At 70.1% G+C, this 25285-nt stretch carries 18 protein-coding genes; 13 read left to right on the plus strand and 5 right to left on the minus strand.

Annotation, left to right across the window (positions count from 1 at the left end):
- Positions 1 to 21: 21 nt before the first annotated feature.
- Complete coding sequence (locus tag ABZV34_RS15340) at positions 22 to 2379, minus strand: DUF2786 domain-containing protein (RefSeq protein ID WP_356275553.1); 2358 nt, start codon at positions 2377 to 2379, stop codon at positions 22 to 24.
- Positions 2380 to 2547: 168 nt separating this feature from the next.
- Between ABZV34_RS15340 and ABZV34_RS15345 the strand changes: the two genes are divergently transcribed.
- Genes ABZV34_RS15345 through ABZV34_RS15355 form a run of 3 tightly spaced genes read left to right on the plus strand, consistent with a single transcriptional unit; the run spans position 2548 to position 7764 of the window.
- Positions 2548 to 4362, plus strand: coding sequence for a DUF4357 domain-containing protein (locus ABZV34_RS15345; RefSeq protein WP_356275555.1), 1815 nt, complete (start codon positions 2548 to 2550; stop codon positions 4360 to 4362).
- Positions 4359 to 5570: a restriction endonuclease gene (locus ABZV34_RS15350; protein ID WP_356275557.1), complete on the plus strand. Its 1212-nt coding sequence runs from the start codon at positions 4359 to 4361 to the stop codon at positions 5568 to 5570. The genes ABZV34_RS15345 and ABZV34_RS15350 overlap by 4 nt, the downstream gene beginning before the upstream one ends.
- A gap of 40 nt (positions 5571 to 5610) precedes the next feature.
- On the plus strand, positions 5611 to 7764 hold the full coding sequence (locus tag ABZV34_RS15355; RefSeq protein ID WP_356275560.1) for a UvrD-helicase domain-containing protein: 2154 nt from the start codon (positions 5611 to 5613) through the stop codon (positions 7762 to 7764).
- A gap of 7 nt (positions 7765 to 7771) precedes the next feature.
- Here ABZV34_RS15355 and ABZV34_RS15360 read toward each other — a convergent pair whose 3' ends face one another.
- The gene (locus ABZV34_RS15360) at positions 7772 to 9424 is read right to left on the minus strand and encodes an N-6 DNA methylase (protein ID WP_356275562.1); all 1653 of its coding nucleotides are present in this window, start codon (positions 9422 to 9424) and stop codon (positions 7772 to 7774) included.
- 482 nt (positions 9425 to 9906) lie between these two features.
- Between ABZV34_RS15360 and ABZV34_RS15365 the strand changes: the two genes are divergently transcribed.
- Together ABZV34_RS15365 and ABZV34_RS15370 are read left to right on the plus strand one after the other, a co-directional pair.
- Entirely contained in the window at positions 9907 to 11391 is a 1485-nt protein-coding gene (locus tag ABZV34_RS15365; RefSeq protein WP_356275564.1) for an IS4 family transposase, read from the plus strand.
- Positions 11392 to 11508: 117 nt separating this feature from the next.
- Entirely contained in the window at positions 11509 to 11679 is a 171-nt protein-coding gene (locus ABZV34_RS15370) for a hypothetical protein (RefSeq protein ID WP_356275566.1), read from the plus strand.
- A 1322-nt stretch (positions 11680 to 13001) separates the two neighbouring features.
- On the opposite strand, the gene ABZV34_RS15375 is transcribed toward ABZV34_RS15370, so the two are convergent.
- Together ABZV34_RS15375 and ABZV34_RS15380 are read right to left on the minus strand one after the other, a co-directional pair.
- Complete coding sequence (locus ABZV34_RS15375) at positions 13002 to 13685, minus strand: NAD(P)H-binding protein (protein WP_356275568.1); 684 nt, start codon at positions 13683 to 13685, stop codon at positions 13002 to 13004.
- A 168-nt stretch (positions 13686 to 13853) separates the two neighbouring features.
- Positions 13854 to 14897, minus strand: coding sequence for a zinc-dependent alcohol dehydrogenase family protein (locus ABZV34_RS15380; RefSeq protein ID WP_356275571.1), 1044 nt, complete (start codon positions 14895 to 14897; stop codon positions 13854 to 13856).
- Positions 14898 to 15013: 116 nt separating this feature from the next.
- Here ABZV34_RS15380 and ABZV34_RS15385 point away from each other — a divergent pair, with 116 nt between their 5' ends.
- Together ABZV34_RS15385 and ABZV34_RS15390 are read left to right on the plus strand one after the other, a co-directional pair.
- The gene (locus tag ABZV34_RS15385; protein WP_356275574.1) at positions 15014 to 15943 is read left to right on the plus strand and encodes a LysR family transcriptional regulator; all 930 of its coding nucleotides are present in this window, start codon (positions 15014 to 15016) and stop codon (positions 15941 to 15943) included.
- A 256-nt stretch (positions 15944 to 16199) separates the two neighbouring features.
- Entirely contained in the window at positions 16200 to 16634 is a 435-nt protein-coding gene (locus ABZV34_RS15390) for a hypothetical protein (protein WP_356275577.1), read from the plus strand.
- Positions 16635 to 16832: 198 nt separating this feature from the next.
- On the opposite strand, the gene ABZV34_RS15395 is transcribed toward ABZV34_RS15390, so the two are convergent.
- Positions 16833 to 18215 carry an MFS transporter gene (locus ABZV34_RS15395; RefSeq protein ID WP_356275579.1) on the minus strand — a complete coding sequence of 461 codons (1383 nt, stop codon included), beginning with the start codon at positions 18213 to 18215 and terminating at the stop codon, positions 16833 to 16835.
- Positions 18216 to 18312: 97 nt separating this feature from the next.
- Between ABZV34_RS15395 and ABZV34_RS15400 the strand changes: the two genes are divergently transcribed.
- The 6 genes from ABZV34_RS15400 (at position 18313) to nhaA (ending at position 25245) form a co-directional block, all read left to right on the plus strand.
- A complete protein-coding gene (locus ABZV34_RS15400; RefSeq protein ID WP_356275582.1) occupies positions 18313 to 18966 on the plus strand; it encodes a helix-turn-helix transcriptional regulator in 654 nt (217 codons plus the stop codon).
- Between the two features lie 217 nt (positions 18967 to 19183).
- On the plus strand, positions 19184 to 19714 hold the full coding sequence (locus ABZV34_RS15405) for a (2Fe-2S)-binding protein (RefSeq protein WP_356275585.1): 531 nt from the start codon (positions 19184 to 19186) through the stop codon (positions 19712 to 19714).
- Positions 19701 to 20690: a xanthine dehydrogenase family protein subunit M gene (locus ABZV34_RS15410; RefSeq protein WP_356275588.1), complete on the plus strand. Its 990-nt coding sequence runs from the start codon at positions 19701 to 19703 to the stop codon at positions 20688 to 20690. Before ABZV34_RS15405 ends, ABZV34_RS15410 begins: the two co-directional genes overlap by 14 nt.
- Positions 20687 to 22894 (plus strand): xanthine dehydrogenase family protein molybdopterin-binding subunit, encoded by a 2208-nt coding sequence (locus tag ABZV34_RS15415; RefSeq protein WP_356275591.1) that lies wholly within the window; start codon positions 20687 to 20689, stop codon positions 22892 to 22894. Before ABZV34_RS15410 ends, ABZV34_RS15415 begins: the two co-directional genes overlap by 4 nt.
- Positions 22895 to 22956: 62 nt before the next feature.
- The gene (locus tag ABZV34_RS15420; RefSeq protein WP_356275594.1) at positions 22957 to 23124 is read left to right on the plus strand and encodes a hypothetical protein; all 168 of its coding nucleotides are present in this window, start codon (positions 22957 to 22959) and stop codon (positions 23122 to 23124) included.
- Between the two features lie 207 nt (positions 23125 to 23331).
- Entirely contained in the window at positions 23332 to 25245 is a 1914-nt protein-coding gene (nhaA, locus tag ABZV34_RS15425; RefSeq protein WP_356275597.1) for a Na+/H+ antiporter NhaA, read from the plus strand.
- Positions 25246 to 25285: the final 40 nt, after the last annotated feature.

Consider the following 25285-nt stretch of genomic DNA (forward strand, 5'->3'; position numbering starts at 1 on the left):
ACCCCGATGCCGCCGCGACCGTCAAGCCATGAGCTCGTCCGGCTGCTCCCTCTCGTACTCCACCGTGAGGCCACCGATGTCGGCCTGCTGCCCGTCGGCGTGCCCCTGCCGGTAGCCACTGCCCGTGAAGCGCGTGCGGCGCACCTTCCCGACCTTGGGGTAGTGGGCTGCGACCTTGGCCTGCACCGCGGTGGTCCGGTCGGCGAGGACGAGCGCCACGCTGCGCCCCTGCACACCGCCGTCCGGCGCGGCGGCCTCGGCACGGTCACGCTCGGTGTCCGCGCGTGCCGCGCGTTCGGCCTCACCGATGCGCAGGGCGACGGCGCGGATGAAGCCGAGCATCCAGGAGCGCTTGTAGGCACGCGGGAGTTCGCCGGGCAGACGGTGCCCGGAATCCGCTCTTTCGGCCCCCTGGAGCATCTGCAGGCGCAGGCTCGCGTACAGGACTTCGACGGAGTGCAGATCCGAGGCATAGCCGAACAGGTGGACCCGGTGCTTGTCGGCCTTGCCTCCCGGATAGATGGGGTGACAGCGCATCGCATAGGCGATGGAGGACAGGAGCCGCTTGCACTCGCCCACCCAAGGAGGGGCGATGTCCATCACGCGGTCCGCGGGCTGTTCGGAGGTGGGGTCGTCGCCGCGCAGCATGGCCTGTTCAATGCCGTACTTGGCCATCAGGGCCGTAGCCTTCTGCAGAAAGGCCTCCGACTCGGCCTGCGTGGCGGCCGGATCCTCGGCCATGCGCAGAATGGCCTTCACCTTGGCCAGCAGGTCGGCGGGCAGCCGCGCGGGGCGCGGCGGTGCCGGGGCTGGTGCCGGCGTCTCCGGGGTGTCCGAGTCGACCCTCGTGAAGGTTTCGTCCAGCCCCAGCCAGTCTTCGTCGTCGCGGTCCAGGTCCAGCAGGTCCACAGGCTGCGCTTCGGCCGCGACGGCGTCCGCCAGGTCGTCGACGTCCGGTACCAGCTGCCGCAGGCCGTGCAGCGCGCCCCGGCGCCAGTCCACGGCGTCGTCGTGCCGGATTTCCGCCCGCAGCGACCGCAGCAGTACGAATCCGCCGCCCGCGGCCCGGATCACGAACTCCAGCCGGGCGTGGCCAAGTTCGGCGAGGGCGAGCAGTTCGCACAGGTCGGTGGCGCTGTCCCGGGCGTACTGCAGTCGGACACCGGGCTGGGGGTACCAGTCGTCCGGCTCGTCGACCGCGCCTTCCCCTTCCAACTCCTCGAACAGCACTCCCTGGCGTGCCACGACCACGTCGGCGTCGACCCGGATCACGGACGACGAGGCCCGGCCGGAGAAGGCCAGCGCGGCCGCGCGCTCCTGCGGGGAGGTGACGATGTGGTACCAGACCGGCAGAGATCCGCGCATGGCGTGCCAGGTGAGTTCCCCGCGTGCCTCACGCTCGTCGGCTTCCTCCACCACTCCGGGGTCCAGCACCCCGTCCCGCCAGGCGTTCGCCGAAGGAGTTTCCAGGCAGTCGAGAAACGCGGACAGGTACTCGTGGCGGTCGTGCCGGTCGGGAAGCGTGGCGGTGTGGAACAGCGTCCGCTCACAGGCGGAGAGCGAGTGGATCACCGGATCGAGGACATCTGCGGTGTAGGTGTCGGCGGAATCACTCAACTCCGCCAGGAAGTCCTCAGTCGCCGCGGACCCGCCGATCGCCTGCTTCTCGCACCACGCCACCAACTCCCTTCCGCGCACACACTGCTCCGCGAGAAATGCCAGGTGCCCGGCGTTCTGCAGGCTCTCCTCGTACACGGCCAGTGAACTCTCGATCGTGTCGGCGACCCGCGGCTGCGACAGGACCGCCCGCGCGAGCATGCTGTGGGATTCTTCGGCCTCGTCGTCCAGATGCTCGGTCAGGGACGTGAGCGACTCGCCGTCCTCGTGCGGCACGTGCGCGGGGTGGGCGACAGCCGCCATGTCGGCTGTGCGTACGCCCCAGCGGGAGACCAGTTCGTCGTCGGCCCTGCCCTGTCCAACAGTCCCAGCCCTCTCGCGCTTCCAGAGCCCGAGGACGAGTTCCTCCCACGCCTGCGCCTGCCAAGACCAGAGCGCAGGTTCCTCGACCGCGGTGAGGCTCGAGCGGAGCGTGCTCACGATGTCGGCCAGGTCGTGGCGATGGCCGTACGGGATCAACAGCTCCAGCCAGGCGACGGTCTCCGCCACAGGCTGGACACGCGCCTCGTCGGCCGCGACGCAGCACAGCGTCAGGGCGCTCACCAGCCGCCGGTCCCCCAGATCCCCGGGGATCAGCTCGTGCAGCCACGGTCCGAAATCACGCAGTGCCTCACTCAGCTCGGTGACGCGCGCCCACAGCCAGGTCTTCCGCGCCGAGCCGAAGACCGAAGCAGGTGCATGGGTTGTGCTCTGTTCCGTCATGACGTCGATGCCCTCCCCGTGGGCCCACCGCACCCGGTGGCCACCCGCACCCCGTGATCGAAAACGCTTTCCCATCCTAGGGGGCTCCCCGGTGGACGGTTCGCCGTTCTTGTCAGTGGCCCCGAGTACGCTGCGGGCAAGATCGGAGCGGAACGCAGGGGGAGAGCCATGGCTGACGACTACCGGGAGTTCCGGCTCCGGCTGCCCAACGGGGACGGCATCGACCGGGCCCGCGGAGTGCTCCTGGGCGAGACGGGCACGAACGGGAGCCGGAAGTTCCTGGTGCGGGCCGGCTCGCCCGCCCGGGTGCATGTGATGCCGTCGCTGGGCAAGCACTTCAAGGCGCCGGTCAAGCGACGCGAGGAACTGACGTCCGGCGGCGTGCTGGTGCCGTCGACACGCTGGCCCGGCTGGCTGGAGCTGACCGAGGACGTGGTGTTCGGCTCGCCGTCCTTTGCCGCGGTGCTGCTGGTGGGTGCCCCGCGCAACGGATGGGAGGAGTGGCGGACCGAGGACGACAGGCCGCTGTCCGACTACATGCCGGGCGTATGGGCGGGCCCGAACCGTCCCTGGCTCGTCCGCGGCTCGAATGTGACAGGGCTCGATCTCGTCCAGCGCCTGTGGCTGCCGGACGGCCGTGTCACCCTCCCCGCGTCCCGGCTCCGGCAGGGTGTCGAACAGGGCATCAGTAAGGACGAGCTCCGCACTCTCGTCCAGGAGGACTACGAGTCGACCGCCACCTACAGCCAGAAGCAGCAGCTGGTCGACGAGCTGCATGCCTTTCTCTCCCGCATGAAGCCCGGTGACACTGTGTGCACCATCTCGGGCGGGCATCTCCACATCGGCGAGATCACCGGCGAGGCGGAGCAGACCGAGTCCGAGGACCGGCGGTCCAACCTGCGGCGCCCGGTGGAGTGGCAGCCCTCCGGTTATGCGTACGACGACCTGCCGGAGGAGCTCCAGCAGCGGCTGTCCATCCAGCACGATGTCGTCGACCTCTCCACGGTCCAGGCGCTTGTCGAGGGACTGGGCCGCAGCGACGAGGAGCTGGCGGAGGAGGCCGAGGCCATAGAGCGCGACCCCAGCGGCGAAATCCCGGCGCTCGTGGCCCGTCGGGAGCCCGAGCTGCCCGACCCCACCGACACCCTCGCCGACGAGCTGCTGGTGCACGAGACAGGCTGGCTACGCGAAGTGCGCGACCTGCTGGCGGACGAACGGCAGCTCGTGCTGTACGGGCCGCCGGGCACCGGGAAGACCTACCTGGCGCTGAAGCTCGCCGAGTTCCTGGGCGGCGGGCCCGAGCAGGTGAAGCTCGTCCAGTTCCATCCCTCGTACGCGTACGAGGACTTCGTCGAGGGTTTCCGGCCCAAGGAGGACCCGAAGACCAAGGAGGTCGCCTTCCGGATCAATGCGGGCCCCCTGCGCGAGCTGGCCGATCTCGCAGGCCGTGAGGGCAACCGGCACATCCCTCACTTCCTCATCATTGACGAGATCAACCGTGCCAACCTGGCCAAGGTCTTCGGCGAGCTGTACTTCCTCCTCGAATACCGCAACAAGTCCGTTCAACTGCCCTACTCCGGCGACGACTTCGCTCTCCCTCCGAACCTCTACGTGATCGGCACCATGAACACGGCGGACCGGTCGATCGCTCTCGTCGACGCGGCCATGCGACGCCGTTTCGCCTTCGTGGAACTCTCGCCGCGCATCGAGCCGACGAGCGGTCTTCTGCGTCGGTGGCTGGCCCGGGAGGGCAGGGATCCCGAGCCGGCCGATCTGCTTGACGCGCTCAATTCCCGTATCGACGAAGCCGACTTCCGTATCGGGCCCTCGTACCTGATGAAACAGGGTGTCTACCGTGAAGGCGGTCTGGAGCGGACCTGGCGGACCAAGATCCTCCCGCTGATGGAGGAACACCATTACGGGGAGGGTGTGGACATCGAGAAGCGGTACGGCCTGGCAGCGCTGAGAGAGTCCCTCGGATGACATCCGCCGTCGAACTGGTCGAGCACGCGCCGGCCATGAGCATCACGCTGCCGGAGGCCCTCGGCCGGGTGCTGGCAGCCGGAGACATCGTGGACGCGGCACCGGACCCCTACACTCCGGGCCGCTGGTCGCTGCGGGCGGGCAGCAAGGTGGGGGCCGTGTCCGTCACCGTGCCCGGAAGCGGCGAACCGTTCACCGTGCGGATCACCGCCAAGGTTCCCATCGCCCGCCTCTTCTTCCTGATCGGCTACAGCCTCGCCCCGGAAAAGGGCCGGCGGGACGGTGTGGTCGACGTGGCGGAGCACCAAGAGGTGCTTCCGGCACTCGCCCACTCCGTGGAACGGCAGATCGACCGGGCACTGCGGCAGGGGCTGTTGCAGGGGTACCGGACGACTGAGGAATCCGCCCTCGTTGTCCGTGGCCGGCTCAGGGAGGCCGAACAGATAAGGCGGCGCTTCGGGGCGATGCTGCCGATCGAGGTGGCGTACGACGAGTTCTCCACCGACATCGCGGAGAACCGCATCCTGCGCGCCGCGGTCGAGCGCCTCCTGCGACTGCCCGGCGTCCCGCGCGACGTCCGTCGCAGGCTCCTGCACCAGCGCGCCCGCCTCGCCGACGTCACCGCGATCGTGCGTGGGCAGTCGATCCCGGACTGGCGCCCCACCCGCCTCAACACCCGCTACCACCATGCCCTGCGCCTCGCCCGGGTGGTCCTGGACGGGTCCTCCGCCGAACACACCCCGGGCGGACTGCGCATCGACGGATTCCTCTTCGACATGAACAAGCTTTTCGAGGACTTCGTGACCGTGGCCCTGCGGGACGCCTTCCGGGGCACGGGGCACACGGCCCGGCTCCAGGACCCGCACCATCTCGACCAGGCCGCCGCGATCCGCATGAAGCCCGACTTCGTGCTGTACGGCGCGGACGGGACGCCGTGTGCCGTGGTGGACGCCAAGTACAAAGCGGAGAAGCGGAACGGCTTTCCGGACGCCGACCTGTACCAGATGCTCGCGTACTGCACCGCCCTCGGCCTGCCAGAAGGACACCTGGTGTACGCGAAGGGCAACGCCTCGCACGCCGCCCACCGGGTGCGCCACGCCGGCATCGTCATCCATCAGCACGCCCTCGACCTCGATCAGGACCCGGCCGGGCTGCTCGCGGACATCGATGAGGTCGCCGAACGGCTGGTCAACGCCCCGCGCGTATGATCGGCTGCGGAGTGTCCGTCCAGGGTGGGGAGTGCACCTCGTGCCGCAGCTCGCGTTCGCCAACAGCTTCTGGGAGAGCTTCGACGTGCTGGAGAAGCCCGTCAAGGCCGGCGTGCGCAAGGCGATGCAGAAGTTCCAGCAACTCACCGTGTCCGGACTCCACGCGGACAAGGGGCTGCACCTGGAGTCCGTGGAGAAGGCGCGCGACTCCCGCATGCGGACCATCCGCATCAACGACTTCTGGCGGGGCGTTGTCCTCGCACCGGACGACGGCAGTGATGTGTTCCTGCTGGTCAACGTGGTCCGACATGACGACGCCTACACCTGGGCGGCCAAGCGGCTGTACACGACGAACTCCGCGACGCGGGGGCTCGAAGTCCGCAATGTCGTCGCCATCGAGCAGCTGACTCCGGCCCTGGAGAAAGCCGCCGCGGCCGCCGACTCGCTACTCTTCGCCAACTACTCCGACACAGTGCTGCACCATCTCGGGATCGACGACCAGGTCCTCAAGGCTGTACGCACGATCGTCGACAAGGCGCAGTTGCAGGCCTTCGAGACGCTTCTGCCGGAGGACCAGTGCGAGGTGCTGCAGTACCTTGCCGAGAAGTTCAGCCCGGACGACGTGTACCGGGACGTGGTCGCTGTGCGCCGCCCGGTCGATGCGGGACCCGATCCCGACGAGAGCCTGGCCGTCGTCATCGCCAACACCAAGAGCCGTATCACCCTGGTCACCGGGCCGGAGGAACTCGCCGACATCCTGGAGAAGCCGTTCGCGGCCTGGCGGGTGTTCCTGCATCCTTCGCAGCGCCGGGTCGCCTACCGGGTGTCGTACGGTGGTCCCGTCCAGGTCACCGGCGGCCCGGGCACCGGCAAGACGGTCGCCGCACTGCATCGCGTGAAGCATCTCCTCACCCGCTCGCCCGACACCCGCGTCCTGCTCACCACCTACACGAACGCACTCGCCGCCTCGCTGCGTGAGAACCTGGCGTTTCTCCTGGACAACGACCCCGCCCTGCTCGGCCGCGTCGACGTCACCACGGTCAACTCCTATGCCCATGGCGTCGTAAGCCGTCTCGACAGCAAGTCCCTCTCCCCCATCGGGGACCGGGACGAGCGTGTCCTGTGGCAGCGTGTGGTCAAGAAGCTCGGACTGCCATGGACCGAGCAGTTCCTGGCCCAGGAGTACCGCCACGTCGTCCTCGCGCAGGACCTGCGTAGCCTGGATGCCTACCGCACCGCCGTGCGGCGTGGCCGCGGCAGCGCCCTGTCCTCCGTGCGGCGCGAGCAGCTGTGGCCGGCTGTCGAACTGTTCGACACGATGCTGCGCGACCAGAAGAACACCACTCACCTGAAGATGTGCGCTCGCGCGGCAGAGCTCCTGGCGGCTTCGAACCCCACGCATGACCATGTCGTCGTCGACGAGGCGCAGGACCTGCACCCGGCCCAGTGGCGCGTGCTGCGCGGCGCCGTGGCCCCTGGCAGCGACGACCTCTTCATTACGGGCGACCCTCACCAACGGATCTACGACGCGAAGGTCTCGCTCGGTTCGCTCGGCATCCCGGTGGCCGGACGCACCCACCGCCTACGCATCAACTACCGCAGCACGGAGGAAATCCTCACCTGGTCCACGGGCATCCTCAGCCCGGTGTCCGTCGACGACCTGGGCGGCGAGGGGAATGACACCCTGGCCGGCTACCGCTCGCTGCTGCACGGCCGTCGGCCGCACACGGACGGCTACGGCACCGAGCAGGCGGAGGTCACGGCGCTCGTCGAGCGCGTCGAAGGCTGGATCGCCCAAGGCATACGGCCGTCCGAGATCGGTGTGTGCGCACGCTTCAACGTGCTGCTGGACAAGGCGTACGACAAGCTGGCCGCTGCCAGGATTCCGGTGGTCCGGATCAAGGACAACCCAAGTCCAGACGTGGACGGGGTGCGCCTCGCCACCATGCACGCCATGAAGGGGCTGGAGTTCCGCTGCGTCGCCGTGCTGGGAGTGACGGCGAGCGCGCTGCCGTTCTCCCGCGAGGTGACACCGGCCTCTGTTGACGCGTTGCAGCACGACTCGGACCTGCTGCGGGAGCGGTGTCTGCTGTTCGTGGCGTGCACGCGAGCGCGCGAGGCGCTGTCGGTCACCTGGAGCGGAGCGGCCAGCTCGTTCGTTCCGCAGCCCAATCCCCAACCCACTGCGATATGACGCTCGGTCATCTTCCAAGACTAAGAGCCCCGTTGCTGAGACCGTCCCTTGCCAGTGCCGCAGCGTCCCGACCCAGCTCCGCCACGCGACGCGCCCGCTCCTCGAACTCCTGGAGCGCACGGAAGGCCGCCCCGTACCGCCGTTGCTCGGTGATGTCCATCTGTGGAATGCGGGCGCCCTTGCCGTCGAGGCGGAAAGTACCGCTTGAGCTCGTGGAACGCCGGGTGTTGGCCGCGCTGCGCAGGAAGCCTTGCAGATAGTCGGTGTCGAGCTGGTCGCTGACCGAGACCGGCCCCGGATCGCCGAAAGCCACGAGCCCCGCACGTACAAGGTCAGCGACGCTGACGGTGGGCCCGTCCAAGGAACTCGGACCATCGCCTTCGATCAGCTTAGGCAGCAACTCCGCCAACAATCGCACCTGTTCAGTCAGTTCCGCTCTCAAGTTCCGATACTCGACCGCATAGTCACGATGCGAATCCTCGACGTGACGACCGGGTGTGAGGTCCACTACATCGTCCAGCAGTTCGATCAGGGGCACTTCTGTCACTTGCTCGGGACGGGGTTCCAGCGATCCGTCCGGATCACTCGCTGTCAGATCGACCATGCGGACGCTGGTCACAGCATCGCCCAGAGCGTCCGGGCGGCGCAGGTGCCAGATGTGGACCGGTAGCGCGTGCGAGGCCGCCGTGCCGGATGGAAGGGCCGTGACCTGAGTGAGAGTGCCCCGTCGTACGAGCTCGGCCCTGATACGACGGCCGGCCTTGCGGTAGGCGACAGAGGCCGGGAGGACCATGAGGACGCGACCGCCGGGCACTGTATGCGCGTAAGCGTGCTGCAGCCAAGCAAGTTCACCTTCGGCACGAGACGGGATGCCGAACTCCCACCGCGTGTCGAGCAACAGATCCTCGCGCCCCCAGTCGGATTCACCGACAGGGGGATCACAGACCACCAGGTCGGCCTTGAGGTCCGGCCAACGGTCGTCGCGCAAGGAATCCCCCGTGACGATGTCGGCATCAGTGCGCCCAGCGAGATCGGCCCGAAGTTGCGAGAACAGGGCACTGCGGGCTTCGGACTCCTGCCCACAACACCTCGGTCTCTGCTCTGCGCCGACCGCGAGCAGCAGAGTCCCGATGCCGCACGCCGGATCGAAGAGGGTCGCGTCGGACGCAATGGAACCGGCGAGGTGGCGCACGGCACGGACGATGCGCGTTGAGGTGACCCGGTCGGATCCGGCCCGTCGTACAGAATCGGTGAAACGCTCGGCGAGCGTGCTCACCACCTCTGCCGCGCTACCGCTCCCGGCCAGATCCCGCGCGAACCCGACGACGTCGGCGGGAAGCCCCTCTGGTACCTCCCCCTCAGTAAGGAGGCGGGCGACAGCCACGAGCCCGCCGACCATGTCGTCACCGTAGACTCGCCGTAGCGCCTGCCACAACTGCACCTCTACCGATGCTTCTTGCCCCTTACGCTGCCCGTCCAGCCAGTTCTGCACCTCGGTCAGATCGAACAGTGGACTATTGACACCGCCACCGGACGGCGTCGGGAAATCGGCGTACCGGCGCCGCCAGTTCGAGACGGCGGCACGGGTGACACCCGCCAGCCTTGCGATCTCGGATCCGGTAACCAGCGGGCCAGCCGGTAGAGCAGGATTGTCGGTCATACAGGCCACCGTACACAGAGTCAATCCCTCCATCAACGCAAGGCATCGTTGACGGCGTTAACAACAGCAATTTTTGCTCTCTGTGTACAGACTCTCTCGATGCGCTACCCCGCACGGGCGGCCAGACGTCCCACAGCTCCATCTGCAGCCGCTTCGCTTGCCGCTAGCCTCGGGCTTTCACGAGCGGTGGCGTCTACCGCAGTGCGTCAGAGACGCGAGTAGTGCTCCTGACCTGCAATGCCGGTGATTTAGCGCATCAGTGCAGGTAGAGCGCTCGGCGATGGTTGTTTTGGGTGAGTTGGCCCCTGGGACGCAGGTGATCTGCCACGTTGTGATGATGCGCCAGATGATCTCAAGACAGGGCAACGGGGCTCCCGGTAGGACAGAAGATCGACCAAGATCCGACTGTCTGCGAGGGAGCCCCGTTGGGCGCTCAGTCTGTCATCGCTGCTGCCTCAACCGTGACCACGGCGGTCCGGCCGGTGTCCCCTCGAAGCCCGCGAAGGGGGCCGGAGCCGCAGTTCGGGGACCGGATCCGGCTCGGCGTACTCACAGAGGAGATCACCCCCGAAGTGGTCGACGAGGTACTGGAGTTGACCGGAACGGTTGAGCGCCGTCGACGGCTTCTGCCGGCCCGCGCGGTGGTCTACTTCGTCCTGGCCCTGTGCCTGTTCAGCAGCTCCGACAGTGCCGGGCCGCCGGGATACCGGGCAGCCCTGCGGACCCTGACCGAGAAACTGCGTCACCTGCCGGGCGGCCTCGTCCAGCGCCTGCCCACCAGTTCGGCCCTCACCAGAGCCCGCCAGCGCCTGGGCGACAAGCCGTTCCAGGCGCTGTTCGAACGCCGGTGCGGCGCCCAGGCGGCACCCACGACCCCGGGAGCGTTCGCCTTCGGCCTGCGACGGGTCGCCTGGGACGGCACCGCGCTGGACGTGCCGGACACCCCCGAGAACGCCGCCGCGTTCGGATTCACCGGCCGCGAGGGCACCAACAAGAGCGGAAACCCACAGGTCAGACTGATGGCCCTGATCGAGTGTGGCACCCACGCCCTCATCGACGCGGCCTTCGACTCGATTGCCCAATTCAGCGAACACAAGCTCGCCCGCCGCCTGCTCGCCTCCCTGCGGCCCGGCATACTGCTGCTGGCCGACCGCAACTTCGCCGGCCATGAACTATGGGGGCTGGTCGAAGCGACCGGCAGCCACCTCGCCTGGCGGATCAAGAAAAACCTCGTCCTGCCACCACTGTGGATTCTGCCCGACGGCTCGTACGTGTCCGTCATGCCCACCCCGGCCGAAGGCCAGCGCCTGGGCAACGCCCGCTTCCACGGCCGCACCCCGACAGGGCTGCCCCAAGGACACCTCGTGCGCATCATCGACTACACCGTCACCGTCCGGCCCCAGCACGGACCGCCCCAGGTGGAAAAGTTCCGCCTGGCGACCAGCCTGCTCGACCACCGGCAAGCGCCCGCACGGCAGTTGACCCAGCTCTACCACCAGCGCTGGGAGATCGAGAACGGCTTCGCCGAACTCAAAAACCGCCTGCGAGGCGCCGGCTTCATCCTGCGGTCCAAGACCCCCGAGCTCATCTGCCAGGAGATCTACGCGCTCCTCACCGTCTACCAGGCACTGTGCGCACTCAAAGTCCACGCAGCCGAACAGGGCGAGATCGATCCCGACCGGATCTCCTTCACCACGACCCTCCAGCTCGCACGGCTCAAAACCGCCGGACAGACCGCAGCGAACCCGCAAGCCCTCTGCGCGGCCCGACTCGAAGTCGTCCACGAACTCCTCAACGACCTCCTGCCCCCTCGCCGCGACCGCCGCTGCCAACGACTCAAGAAGCCACCAAGGAACACCTTCGAAGCCAAACGCCGGGACGAGCCCCGCCCTCCCAGCCACGTCAGCTACTCACTCAAAGTCACGCGGAACCCGAGACACGCGTCCTCACCTGCAGAAACACCCTAAATCACCGGCATTGCTGGTCAAGGGCACTTTTGAGTCTACAATGGCGGGCCTTGGACTCGTAGTTCGCGGAGAACATCGCCTCACGCTCGTGAGCACGCTCCCTGCCTGCGCTTCCGCGTGAACTCCGCGCACAGGTATCCCCGTGACCTGCTGGATGTCCGCGGCGTGATCAACCTCGACTTCGACGAAGAGGGCCGCCGTACCTGCCTCGAGGTGTTGGCGGCCGGCTCAAGACTGCCCAAGTACCCGCTCCAGTCGGCGCAGCGGCCGGACACCGAAGGCGCGTGAGGCGGTGGCGGACGGCAGTCGGTGTTCGCGCTGTCGGGAACCGTTGCTCATGGGATGACTCCCGCCTACGCCGATGTTCTCGAAGCTTCACGGCGCCGTGTTGCGTGACCGCCCCGGCATCATTCACGCTCGCGGGAAGGTCGTTGCGCAACAGCACGGGGAGAACCAGTGATCACATGTATGAGCTCGCCGACCACGAGGCCAAATCCGGGGTTCCCACGGCCTGCTGTCAGGTTGTCGACAAGTGCCCTGACAGCGTGAACCGAGTACGACGGGTCAGTCGCTGGCGTGGGACGAAACAGGTCTGTCCGGTCTGCAGGCTCGGCTCGCGCACGAGATGCTCAGCCGTGTCTCGGCGTTTGCGATCGGGCGGGAAGACCGGTTCGTGCGTGGTGTGATGAATACCCCGGATCGACGCGGCGTCGGTCGCGTCGTCCTGTGGGACGGACAGCTGTTCGGCACGTCGGTGGCCTTCGACATGCCACTCACGGACGCACACGGCACGGACATCCCCACAGGCGAATCTTGCGGCCGCGCTCAGATGGGCGCTGGCCGACTGCTCCGCGTGTGAAGCCGAGGGGGCACCGCGCGACGCCTCTACCTGGATGCCCCCACATCACGGGATGGTCCGCCGTTCGGTGTCGACCTTCCCCTCCGAGACGAAGAAGGCTCTGTGGTCGTCGGCGTGACAGGAGCGCATGCCGTACTTCCGGTCCTCTGGAAAACCGGGGAGTTGGAGCGAATGCGGAAGAACACCTACGACCCCTACTGCCATGCGGTCTACGACTTGGCGGACTGGCTTACGGGTCACTGACCGCGCCTCGGCAGGGGTCGGGTCCCGGCTTGACGGCTTGTGCGGGACCGCCCGTGACTTCGCGGGTCGTGACGCCGCAGCGCGGACGAGACGTAGGCCCCCCGGCCGACGGGAGGCTGCTGTCACGCATCGGGCGGCTCCATGCCGGTGTCGTCACCGATCGGACCGGTGGTGACGTGCCGGCGCTGCGCCAGGCCGGCCGACGAACCGCCTTCCGACGGACGGACCGGTACAGGTGCGGGCTGTGGGAGCCGCGTCACGCACGACGTCCCGCCAAGGACACCGCACCGTACATGGCTCGCCCGCTCGATCGCGTACGACCTCCCGGGGCACGACCGCCAAGGGGGCTTCACCGCGATCCTGCCCGGAGCAGGACCAGTCGTGTCGCGGTCGGACCACCGCCCGAAGCGGCGCCGGAGCATCTCCACAGCCGTATCGGGTCACCAAGCGGCGAAAGCCCTTGGGGGCACTGGACGTTCGGTGGGGTTACCCGCTCAGGAGGCGTTGTCTACCGGGGGCCGGGCTCGCCTGTGCGGGCGTTCGCGGCGTGGGAGACCGCTTCGGACACCGGTACGGGCCCTTCGGCGAGCTCGAGGACGAGTCCCGCGGTGGCGGGAGTGTCGAGGAGAGCGGCCAGGACCTGTGCGACGTCGTCGCGGGTGACGTCCCCGACGCTTCGCTCCGCGGTGAGGCGCACCCCGCCCGTGCCGGGTCCGTCGGTGAGGGCCGCGGGACGCAGGACGGTCCAGTCGAGGTCCTGGGCCATGAGGTACTCGTCGGCGACGGTCTTGGCGTGGACGTAGGCGGCCCAGACCTCGTCGGCATCGGCCGGGGGCGGGCTGCCGGCGCCCCGGGTGGAGACCATCACGTACCGTCGCACCCCGGCGCGCAGGGCCGCTTCGGCGAGGAGGACGGCGGCCTGGTGGTCGACGGTGTGCTTACGCGCCGCGCCGCTGCCCGGCCCGGCGCCGGCGGCGAAGACCACAGCGTCCGCCCCCGACACGACCTGGACGACCTCGTCGCACGACGCCGTCTCAAGGTCGCGGACGACGGGCTCGATGCCGTCCGCCAGCAGGTCACCGCTGTGGGCCGGGTTGCGGATGATCCCGGCGACGCTGTCTCCCCGGGCGGCGAGCAGCCGGCCCAGACGCCGGGCGATCCGGCCGTGGCCACCGGCGATCACGATCTTCATGAAGCTCTCCTCGGTACGAACTCGGTACGAACTCGGCATAAAAGGGGTGCTAACCAGGCCGTGGACCGGCGTCTGCGTCGACATCGACATCGACATCGGTGAATGTGTCGCGGCGGCTCGTTCACGGGCCGGCGGACAACACTCTCGTACCGGCCCGTGGGGACGGCCTCAGAACGCGATGCGGACCTTCAGGGCCGAGCGGTCGTCCATCGCCCGGTAGCCGTCCGGTACGCCGTCCAGGCCGACGGTGCGGTCGAAGACGAGGCCGGGGTCGATGGCGCCGCTGAGCACGTCCGGGAGCAGCTCGGGGATGTAGGCGCGGGCGGGGGCGACACCGCCGGCGAGAGTGATGTTGCGGTCGAACATCTGGCCGATGTCGATGCCGGCGGAGCCGCCGTGCGGGACTCCCACGTAACCGACAGCGCCGCCGTCGCGGGCGATGGAGATCGCGGTACGCATCGATTCCTCGGTGCCGACGGCCTCCAGGACCGCCTGCGCGCCCAGACCGCCGGTCAGCTCCTTGACCGCCTCGACAGCGGCCTCACCGCGGTCCGCGACGACGTCGGTGGCGCCGAACTCGCGGGCGATGTCGGTGCGGGCCTGGTGGCGGCCGAGCGCGATGATCCGGCCGGCGCCGAGCCGGTGCGCGGCGAGGACACCGCACAGTCCGACCGCGCCGTCGCCGACCACGGCCACCGTGCTGCCCGGACGGACCCGGGCGGAGAGGGCGGCGTGGTGCCCGGTGCTCATCACGTCGGAGAGCGCCAGCAGGCCCGGCAGCAGCTTCTCGTCGCCGGCGGCCTCCTTCGGCAACTGGACGAGCGTGCCGTCGGCGTAGGGTACGCGGACCGCCTCGCCCTGACCGCCGTCGGAGCCGACCTCGCCCCAGAACCCGCCGTGCGGGCAGGAGGTCTGCAGGCCTTCGCGGCAGAAGCCGCACGTCCCGTCGGACCAGACGAACGGCGCCACCACGAAGTCGCCGGGCCGCACGCCGGAGACCTCGGAGCCGACCTCCTCGACGATGCCGAGGAACTCGTGCCCGATCCGCTGCCCGGCGACGCGGGAGGCCACACCGCGGTAGGCCCAGAGGTCGCTGCCGCAGATGCAGGCGTTGACCACGCGGACGACAGCGTCGGCGGGGTGCTCGATCCGGGGATCGGGGACCTCATCGATGCGGATGTCGTTCGGGCCGTGGATCACGGTGGCGCGCACGGTCGGGCTCCTGACGTGGGGACAAGTCACGGATGGACTGAGGTGTCGCCAGCGTCGCCTCAGGAGCCTGCCCGCGTCCAGCTACATCGCCTTCAGAAGGCACTTAAGATGAACTGATGCTCGATGTTCGACGACTCGTTCTCCTGCGCGACCTGGCTGCGCACGGCACCGTGACCGCGGTGGCCGAATTGCACGGTGTCACGCCCTCGGCCGTCTCCCAGCAGCTTCGCCTCCTGGAGGAGGAGACCCGCACCCGGCTGCTGGAGCGCACCGGCCGCTCCATCCATCTCACGGCGGCCGGGCACCGCCTGGCCGAGGACACCGAGGGCGTGCTGGCCGCTCTCGAACAAGCCCGAAGCCGGCTGCACGACACCGAGGATCCGGCCGGGCCCGTCCATCTCGCCTGCTTCCCCAGCGCTCTGGTGCCGCTGGCGGCCCCGTTCGGCGACGCCGTGGAGAAAGCCCACCCCGTCCTGAGCGTGCACATCACGGAGGCCGAGCCCGAAGTCGCCGTACGACTGCTCCTGCAGCGCCGCGTCGATCTCGCTCTGGTCTACCGCTACACCAACCTCGCCACCCCCGCGTACCCCGGCGTCGAGACCCGCCATCTGCGGACCGACCCGCTGGTCGCCGTCCTGCGAAGCGATCACCCGGCGGTGCGTCCGGAGGGAGATCCGATCGGCCTGCGGGAGCTCGCGGACAGGCCCTGGATCACCGCGCCCGCGCGAACGGCGTGCGGGGACGCCGTCCTCCAGGCGTGCCGGTCGGCCGGGTTCACGCCCGATGTGCGGCACACCTGCACCGACTTCTCCGCGATGATCGCCCTCGCCGCGAGCGGGGGCCACCCGGTCCTCATCCCCCGCATGGCCACCGCCCGTCTCCCGTCGACGCTGACCGTCCGGCCCGTGACGGACGAGACGCTGGCGCGCACGATCGAGGTCGCCGTCCGCCACGCCACGGCGCAGGAACCCGCGATCGCCGTCTGCCTCGACATGCTGCGCGCCCTCGGCTCCGACAGCGCGCCGGACGACACGGGGGCGTCCTGATCCGGCGGCGTTTCAGCTGCCTACCGGCGGCGCCCCGTCGAGGAGCACAGGGACACGCCTTCGTCCGTGAAGAGGAACACACCCTCGCCCATGAAGCCTGAAGGCCCCTGACACCCGCCGTCACCGCGACCCTCGCCCGTTCGGCCCTCCCGGCGCTCCACACCTGGACTCTCAGGGACCCCGTTGGACGCCGCTCCGCCCACGGCGTTCACTGTAGACATATGCCATAAACTGTCGCATATGTCCGGAGAGTGCCATGTTTGTCATCGTTGGCCTCATCATCCTCGTTGTCGCAGTGGTCGTGGGCCTGGCCGGTGTGCTCGGCAACGCAGGCGGCGGGCACACCCTCGTCTCCGACGACTTCACCGTTCTCGGCTACCACGTCACCGGTTCCACGGGCACGCTCTTCCTGTCCGGCATCGTCGTCGGGGCCGCCGCCATGATCGGGCTGAGCCTGCTGCTGACCGGATACCGCCGCACCGCGCGGCGCGCCCGTACCGCCCGGCGCGGACTCGACGAGTCCCGGCGCAGGACGGCAGCCATCAGCAAGGACCGCGACGACCTGATCGCCCAGCGGGACACCGACGGGGCCCCGAGCGGCCGGCCCCGCGGCGACGCCGGTCAAGCCGGTCAAGGCGACGGGCACCACCACCGATGGCACCCGTTCGGGCACCGCCCGGTCCACCGATGACGCATCCGCTTGGCGAACCAACGCCCACCGCCGCGGAGCGGTACGGGTTCACGTCAGGGGCGACAGGGAGAGCGCGACCAGGTCGTCCTGCCCGCCCCGTTCACCGAGCACCAAGCGCCATTTCGCCGTGCCGTGCCACATCCAGGCGGCGCCCGGAAGGCGGGCCTCGGCTCCGTGCGGCCTCGGCTCCGCGCGGCCTCAGCTCCGTGCGGCGCGTGCCACGACGAAGAGGAACAGCCCGCAGGCCGTCACGAGCAGCCACCCCGGATGCGACGCGGCGGCGAGGCCGGCGGGTCCGGCCCCCGCGGCCATGCCCCCGGCGACGGCGATCCCGATCGCCGCGCCGACCTGGCGCGCGGTGGAGGTGATCGCCCCCGCCACACCCGCCCGGGACCGCGGCAGACCGCTGACCGCGGTGTTGGTGAGGGGAGCGTTGGCGAAGCCGAACCCGACGCCGATCAGCAGATGGGCGAGGAGGATCAGCGGCACGCTCGTGTCCTGCCGAAGGTTTGTCAGGCACAGTCCGCCGGCCGCGATGAATCCGCCCGCGAGGAGCAGCGGACGCCGGGGTCCGAAACGTCCGACCAGGGTGCCGGACCACGGTGCGCACAGCGTGGCCCCGAGTGCCATGGGCAGGGTCGAGGCGCCGCTCGCGAGTGGCGTCCAGCCACGGGCGTGCTGGAGGTAGAGGGTGTTGAGCAGCAGGCTCACGTTCAGCGCGACGAACACCGCCGCGGCGCCGAGCACCGCCGACGCGAACGGCGGTCGCCGGAAGAGGCCGAGGTCCACCAGGGGTTCGCCGTGGCGCAGTTCGACGCGGACGAACCCGGCCGCCGCCGCCATGGTCAGGACGTAGCAGACGAGGGCCGCGGCCGACGTCCAGCCGATGCGAGGGCCTTCGATGAGGACACCGACGAGGAGGCCGAGGACCGCGGTGAGGAGCACCTGGCCGGGCAGGTCCAGGCGCCGGGCGTGCTCCGCGCGGGACTCCGGCACGAACACCGCGACCAGGACGAGCGCGGCGACGACGACCGGGGCGTTGATCCAGAAGACCGAACGCCAGCCGAAGGCGGCGATGAGCACCCCGCCGGTGACCGGGCCCACCGCCATGCTGAGCCCGAAGACCGAGGCCCACACACCGATCGCGCGGGCCCGTTCCCGCGGGTCGGGCATCGCGTTCACCACGATCGCCAGGGCCACCGGACTCAGCATCGAGGCGCCGACACCCTGGGCGGCCCGCGCGGCGACGAGCACGCCGAGCGACGGGGCGAGAGCGCACACGAGGGAGGCCAGAGCGAAGACGGTCAGTCCGCACTGGAAGATCCGGCGGCGTCCGAAGCGGTCCGCGAGCGCGCCGGAGACGATGAGGAGGCCGGCCAGGACCACGGTGTAGGCGTCGACGGCCCATTCCAGACCGCGGGTGCCCGTGTCGAGGCCCCGCCCGATCTCGGGCAGGGACACGTTGACGATGGTGGTGTCCACCCCCACCAGGAACATGCTGAGCGCGCAGACGGCCAGCACCGTCCAGCGGCGGCGCGCACTCAGCGGGGAGGGTGGGGCGGCCAGGGATGTCGTGAGCACGGGAGGTCCCCCTTCGGTACGGGATCGGTTCCCGCTCAGGCTCGCGTCGGGGGAGGTGCCGGAACCAGGTTCTTTGCGGAGACCGCAAAATGGCCCCATGGACGCCGAACTCGCGGAACTCCTCGCCGCCGTCGGGCCCCGGTTGCGCGCCCTGCGGCGCGACCGGGGCCTCACCCTCGAAGCACTCGCGGAGGACACCGGGATCTCCGTCAGCACGCTGTCGCGCCTGGAGTCGGGTCTGCGCCGCCCGACGCTCGACCTTCTCATCCCGCTCGCCCGGGCCCATCGGGTCGCGCTGGACCAGTTGGTGGCGGCACCGGCCACCGGTGACCCGCGGGTCCATCTCCAGCCGCGGAGCCGGAAGCCGGGCAGTGTCCTCGTCCCGCTGACGCAGTACCCCGGCCGGGTCCAGGTCTTCAAGCAGGTGCTCGCGTACCGCGAACCGAGACTGGTGACCCACTCCGGCTACGAGTGGCTCTACGTGCTCGCCGGCGAGCTCCGTCTCGTCCTCGGGGAGCGCGAGGTCACGCTCCGGCCGGGCGAGGTGGCCGAGTTCGGCACCGACGAACCGCACTGGTTCGGGCCCGCCGGTGCCGAGCCGGTGGAGATCCTGCACCTGTTCGGGCCGCACGGCGACCAGGCCGTCGTACGCGCCGGCCCGGCGGCCGACAGCCCGGGACCGGCGCCCACGACGGGACCGGCGCGCACAACGGCCGTGCGGGTGGGGACCTCAGAGCGGAGACGATCTTGAGCGGAGGACTGGCGAGGAGTGCGGGGGTGCCCTTGAGCGGAGGCCCGCGGAACGTACCAGGTGGGCACCGGTCCGTACCGGTGCCCGCGCGGAATCACCTGTTCGGCCTATATGGTGGGAAAGATTTATGAAGTAGCGCATATCAGTCGAACCAACTCACCGGATCCGGCCCCAGGAGGGGCTCGAGTCGTTCGCGACCCGTCCGGAGGAGGACGCGATGACGGACGTGGCGAGCAGGCGGGACGTGGACGAACGCCCCGCGATCATCGAACGGGTCGTGACACTCGACGTGAACGGCCGTCCCTACACGCTTCGCCTGGACACCCGGGTCACCCTGTTGGACGCCCTGCGCGACCGGCTGGGCCTGGTGGGCACGAAGAAGGGCTGCGACCAGGGAGCCTGTGGCGCGTGCACGGTCCACGTGGACGGCCGGAGGGTGCTGGCCTGCCTGACCCTCGCGGCGCAGGCCGAGGGCCGCGCCATCACCACCGTCGAGGGGATCTCCGGGCCCGACGGACCGCACCCGGTGCAGCAGGCGTTCATGAAGCACGACGGCCTCCAGTGCGGCTTCTGCACACCCGGGCAGATCATGTCCGCGGTGGCGCTCCTGGCCGAGGGCCGGGCCGGCTCCGACGAGGAGATCCGGGAGTTCATGAGCGGCAACCTGTGCCGTTGCGGCGCCTATCCGAACATCGTGGCCGCCATACGCGAGGCGGCGTCCCGGGGAGGCCGCGATGCGGACCTTTGACTACGTGCGGGCCGTCGACACCCAGGAGGCGGTGCGGTTGCTGGCCGACGACCCGGCCGCGGCCTGCCTGGCGGGCGGCACCACCCAGGTGGACCTGATGAAGGACGGGGTGCTGGAGCCTCCGCGGCTGATCGACATCACCCGCCTCCCCCTCCACGGCATCGAACGCCGTGGCGAGTCCCTCCATGTGGGCGCGCTGGTGACCATGGAGGAGCTGGCCGCCGATGCCACGGTGGCCGAGCGGCTGCCCGTGGTGCGCGAGGCGCTGCTGCTGGGCGCCTCGGTGCAGCTGCGGAACATGGCCACCATCGGGGGCAACCTGCTCCAGCGCACGCGCTGCCGCTACTTCCGCGACCCGACCGTCCAGGCGTGCAACAAGCGCGCCCCTGACTCCGGTTGCGCCGCGGTCGAGGGCGTGGCGCGCATGCACGCCGTGCTCGGCGCGAGCGAGCGGTGCATCGCGGTGCACGCCTCCGATCTCGCCGTCGCGCTGGTGGCGCTGGACGCGCTCGTGCACGTCCAGGGGGTGTCGGAGCGCCGCACCGTGCCACTGACGGAGTTCTACCTGACGGCGGACGAGAGCCCGCGGCGCGAGAACGTCCTGGAGCACGCCGAACTGATCACCGAGGTCGAGATCCCGCTGCCCCCGGCGGCCGCGAGGTCGGGCTACCTCAAGGTCCGCGACCGGGCCTCGTACGAGTTCGCCCTCACCTCCGCCGCCGTCCTGCTCCTCACGGACGGTGGCACGATCCGGCGCGCCCGGGTCGGCCTCGGCGGGGTGGGGACGAAGCCCTGGCGGGCCTACGAGGCCGAGCACGTGCTGACAGGCGCGCCGGCCACGACCGCCACGTTCACGGACGCCGCCGAGGCGACGATGCGCGATGCCTTCACCGTCCCCGGCACGGCGTTCAAGGTGCCGCTGGCCCGCCGCACGCTGGTGCGCGAGCTGCAGACAGTCTCAGGAGTGACGGCATGAGCACCGTCGAGAGCAGGCCGCTGGTCGGCGCGGGCGTCAGCAGGGTCGACGGCCCGCGGAAGGTCACCGGAACCGCCCCGTACCCGATGGACTTCAGCATCCCCGGACAGGCCTACGGCGCCGTGGTGCAGTCCACCGTCGCCGCGGGCCGCATCGCGCGCATGCGCACCGAGGCCGCCGAGAGCGCTCCCGGCGTACTGGCCGTGATCACCCACGAGAACGCGCCGTCGGTCGGCACGGGCCCGATCACGGTGCTCGGAGCGTCGCCGCCACCACCGCTGCGGAACGACCGGGTCCTGCACCACGGGCAGCACATCGCCTTCGTGGTGGCCGAGACCCCGGAGCAGGCCACGGCCGCGGCACGGCTGGTGCGGGCCGACTACGAGGTCGAGGAACCACTGCTGGACCTTCGGGACCCACGGGCCGAACAGGTCCTCGATCCCTGGCAGATGGACACCTCGCGCGGCGACCCCGGCGCGGCGCTGGAGTCCGCCGAGGTGACCGTCCGGGCCACGTACACGACGGCCGACAACACCAACAACCCCCTCGGGCTGTTCGCGACGGTCGCCGTGTGGGAGGGCGACACCCTCACCGTCCACGACACCACTCAGTGGCCGTCCATGGTGCGCACCACCCTGGCCATGGTCTTCGGCATCCCCGAGAGCTCGGTACGGGTCCTGGTGCCCTACGTGGGCGGGGGCTTCGGCGCCGGACTGCGCGCGTGGCCGCACGTGATCCTCACCGCCCTCGCCGCCCGGACGCTCAAACGACCGGTCAAACTGGTCCTGACCCGGCCGCAGATGTTCACCTCCGTGGGACACCGCCCCAGCGGGGTGCAGCGGCTGAGCATCGGTGCCACGCGCGCGGGCGACCTGGTCGCCATCGACCACCGCAGCCTCATCTCCCTGAGCATCGAGGACAACGACTTCGAGCCGTTCTCGTCGGGAACCGCCTTCGCCTACCGGTGTCCCAACGTGATCACACGGGACCGTCAGGCGCGGATCAACATCGCCGTGCCGACGTCCATGCGTGCCCCGGCCGAGGCACAGGGCAACTTCGCCGTGGAGTCGGCGCTCGACGAACTGGCGTACACCCTGGGCATGGACCCCTTGGACCTACGGGTGCGCAACCACACCGACGTCGATCCACGCAACGGGCTGCCCTGGACCGGCAAGGCGATCCTGGAGTGCTACGAGGCCGGCGCGCGGCGCTTCGGCTGGTACGACCGGAACCCCGAGCCGCGCTCGATGCGCGACGGGAACTGGCTCGTCGGGTACGGGATGGCGAGCGCGATGTTCCCCTACTTCGCGCAGCCCTGCTCGGCGCAGGCCACCGTCAACAGCGACGGCAGCGCGCTGGTGCGCAGCGCGGCGACGGACATCGGCACCGGCACGTACACCGTCATGGCCCAACTGGCCGCCGAGGAACTGGGTCTGCCCCTGGACCTCGTCCGGTTCGACCTGGGCGACTCCGACATGCCCAACTCGATGATGGCGGGCGGCTCCGGCCTGACCGGCGCGCTGGGCAACGCCGTGCACGACGCCTGCCGGCGACTGGTGCGCTCCTTCGCCGAACTCGCACGCGGTGACACGGACTCGCCGCTGCGGGGAGTGTCCCCAGATGACGTGGAGTGCGGCGGGGGCAGGGTCCACCTGGCCGGCCGTCCGGACCGCGGGGAGTCGTACGTCGACATCCTGGCCCGGCACGGGATGTCCGAGCTCACGGCGTACGGGAACAGCACGCCGCCGGTCGCCACCGAGATGGGCATGTCCTCGGCCGGTGCGTACGGCGCGAAATTCGTGGAGGTCCGGGTGGACGCGGACCTCGGACTCATCCGCGTCGCGCGCGTGGTCTCCGCGATCGACGGCGGCCGCATCCTCAACGCGAAGACGGCCCGGAGCCAGATCATCGGCGGGACGGTCGGCGGCATCGGCATGGCCCTGTACGAGGACACCGTCACCGACCCGCACACCGGCCGCATCGCCAACGGCACCTTCGGCGACTACCTCATCGCGGTGAACGCCGACGTCCCCGAGCTGGACGTGATCTTCGTCGGCGAGCCGGATCGCGGCAGCGCCACGGGTACCAAGGGGGTCGGAGAGGTCGGCCTGGTCGGTATCGCGCCCGCGATCTCCAACGCCGTCCACCACGCCACGGGGAAGCGTCTGCGCGATCTGCCGATCACGCTCGACGCCCTGCTGTGAAGGCACCCTCGACGCACTCAGGCCGAGCCGCTCCCGTGAACCCGCTCCCGACGCACTCCCTGATGGTCGGTCACACCTTCTTCCCCCGCCACCTCTCCCCGGCCCCCGCGCTCGCCTCGGCCCTGCGCGGCGGGCGCGGTCCCGCCGAGGACACCCCTCCGCGGGATCGAGGACCCGCCGCGGCCGGACCGTCGCCGACGGGACAGCGCCGGCACCACACGCCCTCGTAGGCGCGGCGGGCCGCCCGGGATTCACCCGGAAGGCGTCCACGACGGGCCCGCGAAACACCCGGAACACGTGCGCGCGGGCCCCGGACAGGAAGAGGAACCGCCTGCGGGGAGTTACCAGGGGTGCACCATGGAACCGAGCGGGGCCGGGGCGGCGCCTCGCCGTGGCTTCGCCGGGTGCGGGTCGACGCGCGGGGCGAGAATCACGGAGTGACTGTGCCACCTGAGCCACCTGAGAGCTCCCTCCTGTCGGGGCAGACCGTGTGCGGCAAGAGCGCCCACGGTCCGCTGCGGGACTTTCTGCGGACCGAGACCGGCAGCGCCGCCGTGCTGCTCACCGCGGCGCTCCTGGCCCTCGCCTGGGCCAATATCGGGCCCGGCTCGTACGCGTCCTTCTGGCACACCGAGCTGTCGGTCCGCATCGGATCGGGCGGGGTGTCCCTGGGCCTGCGCGAGTGGGTGAACAGCGGCCTGATGACGCTGTTCTTCTTCGTCGTGGGCCTGGAGGCGCGCCGCGAGTTCGACATGGGCGAACTACGGGAGCGCCGGCGGGTCACCTTGCCGGTGCTCGCGGGACTCAGCGGTATGGCCGTGCCCGTCGCGGTCTATCTGGCCGTCAACGCGGGCCACACCTCCGCGCAGGGGTGGGGCACCGCCATGTCGACGGACACGGCCTTCGCGCTGGGCATGCTCGCCATCTTCGGTACACGGCTGCCCGGCAGCCTGCGGGTCTTCATCCTCAGCGTCTCCGTCGTGGACGACTTCGTGGCCCTGGCCGTCATCGCCTTCGCCTACAGCAAAGCCGTCTCGGTCCCGGCGCTGCTGACGGCGCTCGGCCTGTTCGCGGTGCTGCTGCTGGTACGCCGCACCCTGCGCATACGGATCCCCGCCCTGTACGCGGTGCTGGGCGTGGCGACCTGGGTGGCGCTCCTGAAGTCGGGGGTGGACCCGGTCGTGACGGGGCTCGCGATGGGTCTGCTGACCTACGCCCGACCGGCCGAACGCAGCGACCTGGAACACGCGAGCACGCTGTTCAGGCGCTTTCGCGAGCAGCCGACGCCGGAACTGGAGCGCACGGTGCGCCGGGGGCTGGCCTCGACGCTCTCCCCCAACGAGCGGCTCCAGCAGTTGTTCCATCCCTGGACGAGCTATGTGATCGTGCCGCTGTTCGCCCTCGCCAACGCCGGCATCACCGTCAGCAGCGGCCAGCTGGCGCACGCCTTCACCTCGCCGATCACACTCGGCATCCTCTTCGGCTACGTCCTCGGCAAACCGCTCGGCATCATCGGCGCCGCCCTCCTCACCACACGGGTCAGCCGCGGACGTCTCCGGCCGCCGGCCGGCTGGGGCGCCATCACCGCGGGCGGCACCCTGGCCGGGGTCGGGTTCACCGTCTCCCTGCTGATCGCGACCCTCGCCTTCGACGGCGACGAACTGGCGCAGGCGAAGATCGGGATCCTGGCCGCCGTCGCCGGGTCGTTCCTCCTCACCTGGCTGGTCACCCGGGTGATCGACGCCCTGCCGAAGCGTTCCCGCTCCCGGGCCCTCCTCGGTACGAGCCAGGGCATCGTGGATCTCAGCGACTCCGTCGACGTGCGACGCGACCACGTACGCGGCCCCCTGGACGCGCCCGTGACGCTGGTCGAGTACGGGGACTTCGAGTGCCCGTACTGCGGACTGGCCGAGCCGGTGGTGCGCGAGCTGCTCGCCGACTTCGGGGACGTGCGCTACGTATGGCGGCATCTGCCGCTGCACGACGTGCACCCCGACGCCCAGCTCGCCGCCGAGGCCGCCGAGGCCGCGGCTCTCCAGGACGCCTACTGGGAGATGCACGATCTGCTGCTGGAGCACCAGGGGGACCTGCTGCCCAAGGACCTGTTCCACTACGCCGAGGAGATCGGCCTCGACACCGTTCGCTTCCGCGCCGACCTGCGGGCGGGCGCGGGCTCGGCCCATATCGCCGCCGACCTGGAGTCCGCCGATCTCAGCGGCGTCTCGGGCACCCCGACCTTCTTCGTCAACGGCCGCCGTCACCACGGCGCCTACGACATCGCCTCGCTGTCCGCGGCCGTGCGCGCCGCGCGGGAGAGGGCGGCGCTCACCGGGGCCGGCCGGCCGGCCTGACACCGGCTCGCCCCCACCGGTACGGGTACGGGTACGGGTG

Source organism: Streptomyces sp. NPDC005195, assembly GCF_040608315.1.
Classification (GTDB): Bacteria; Actinomycetota; Actinomycetes; order Streptomycetales; family Streptomycetaceae; genus Streptomyces; species Streptomyces kaempferi.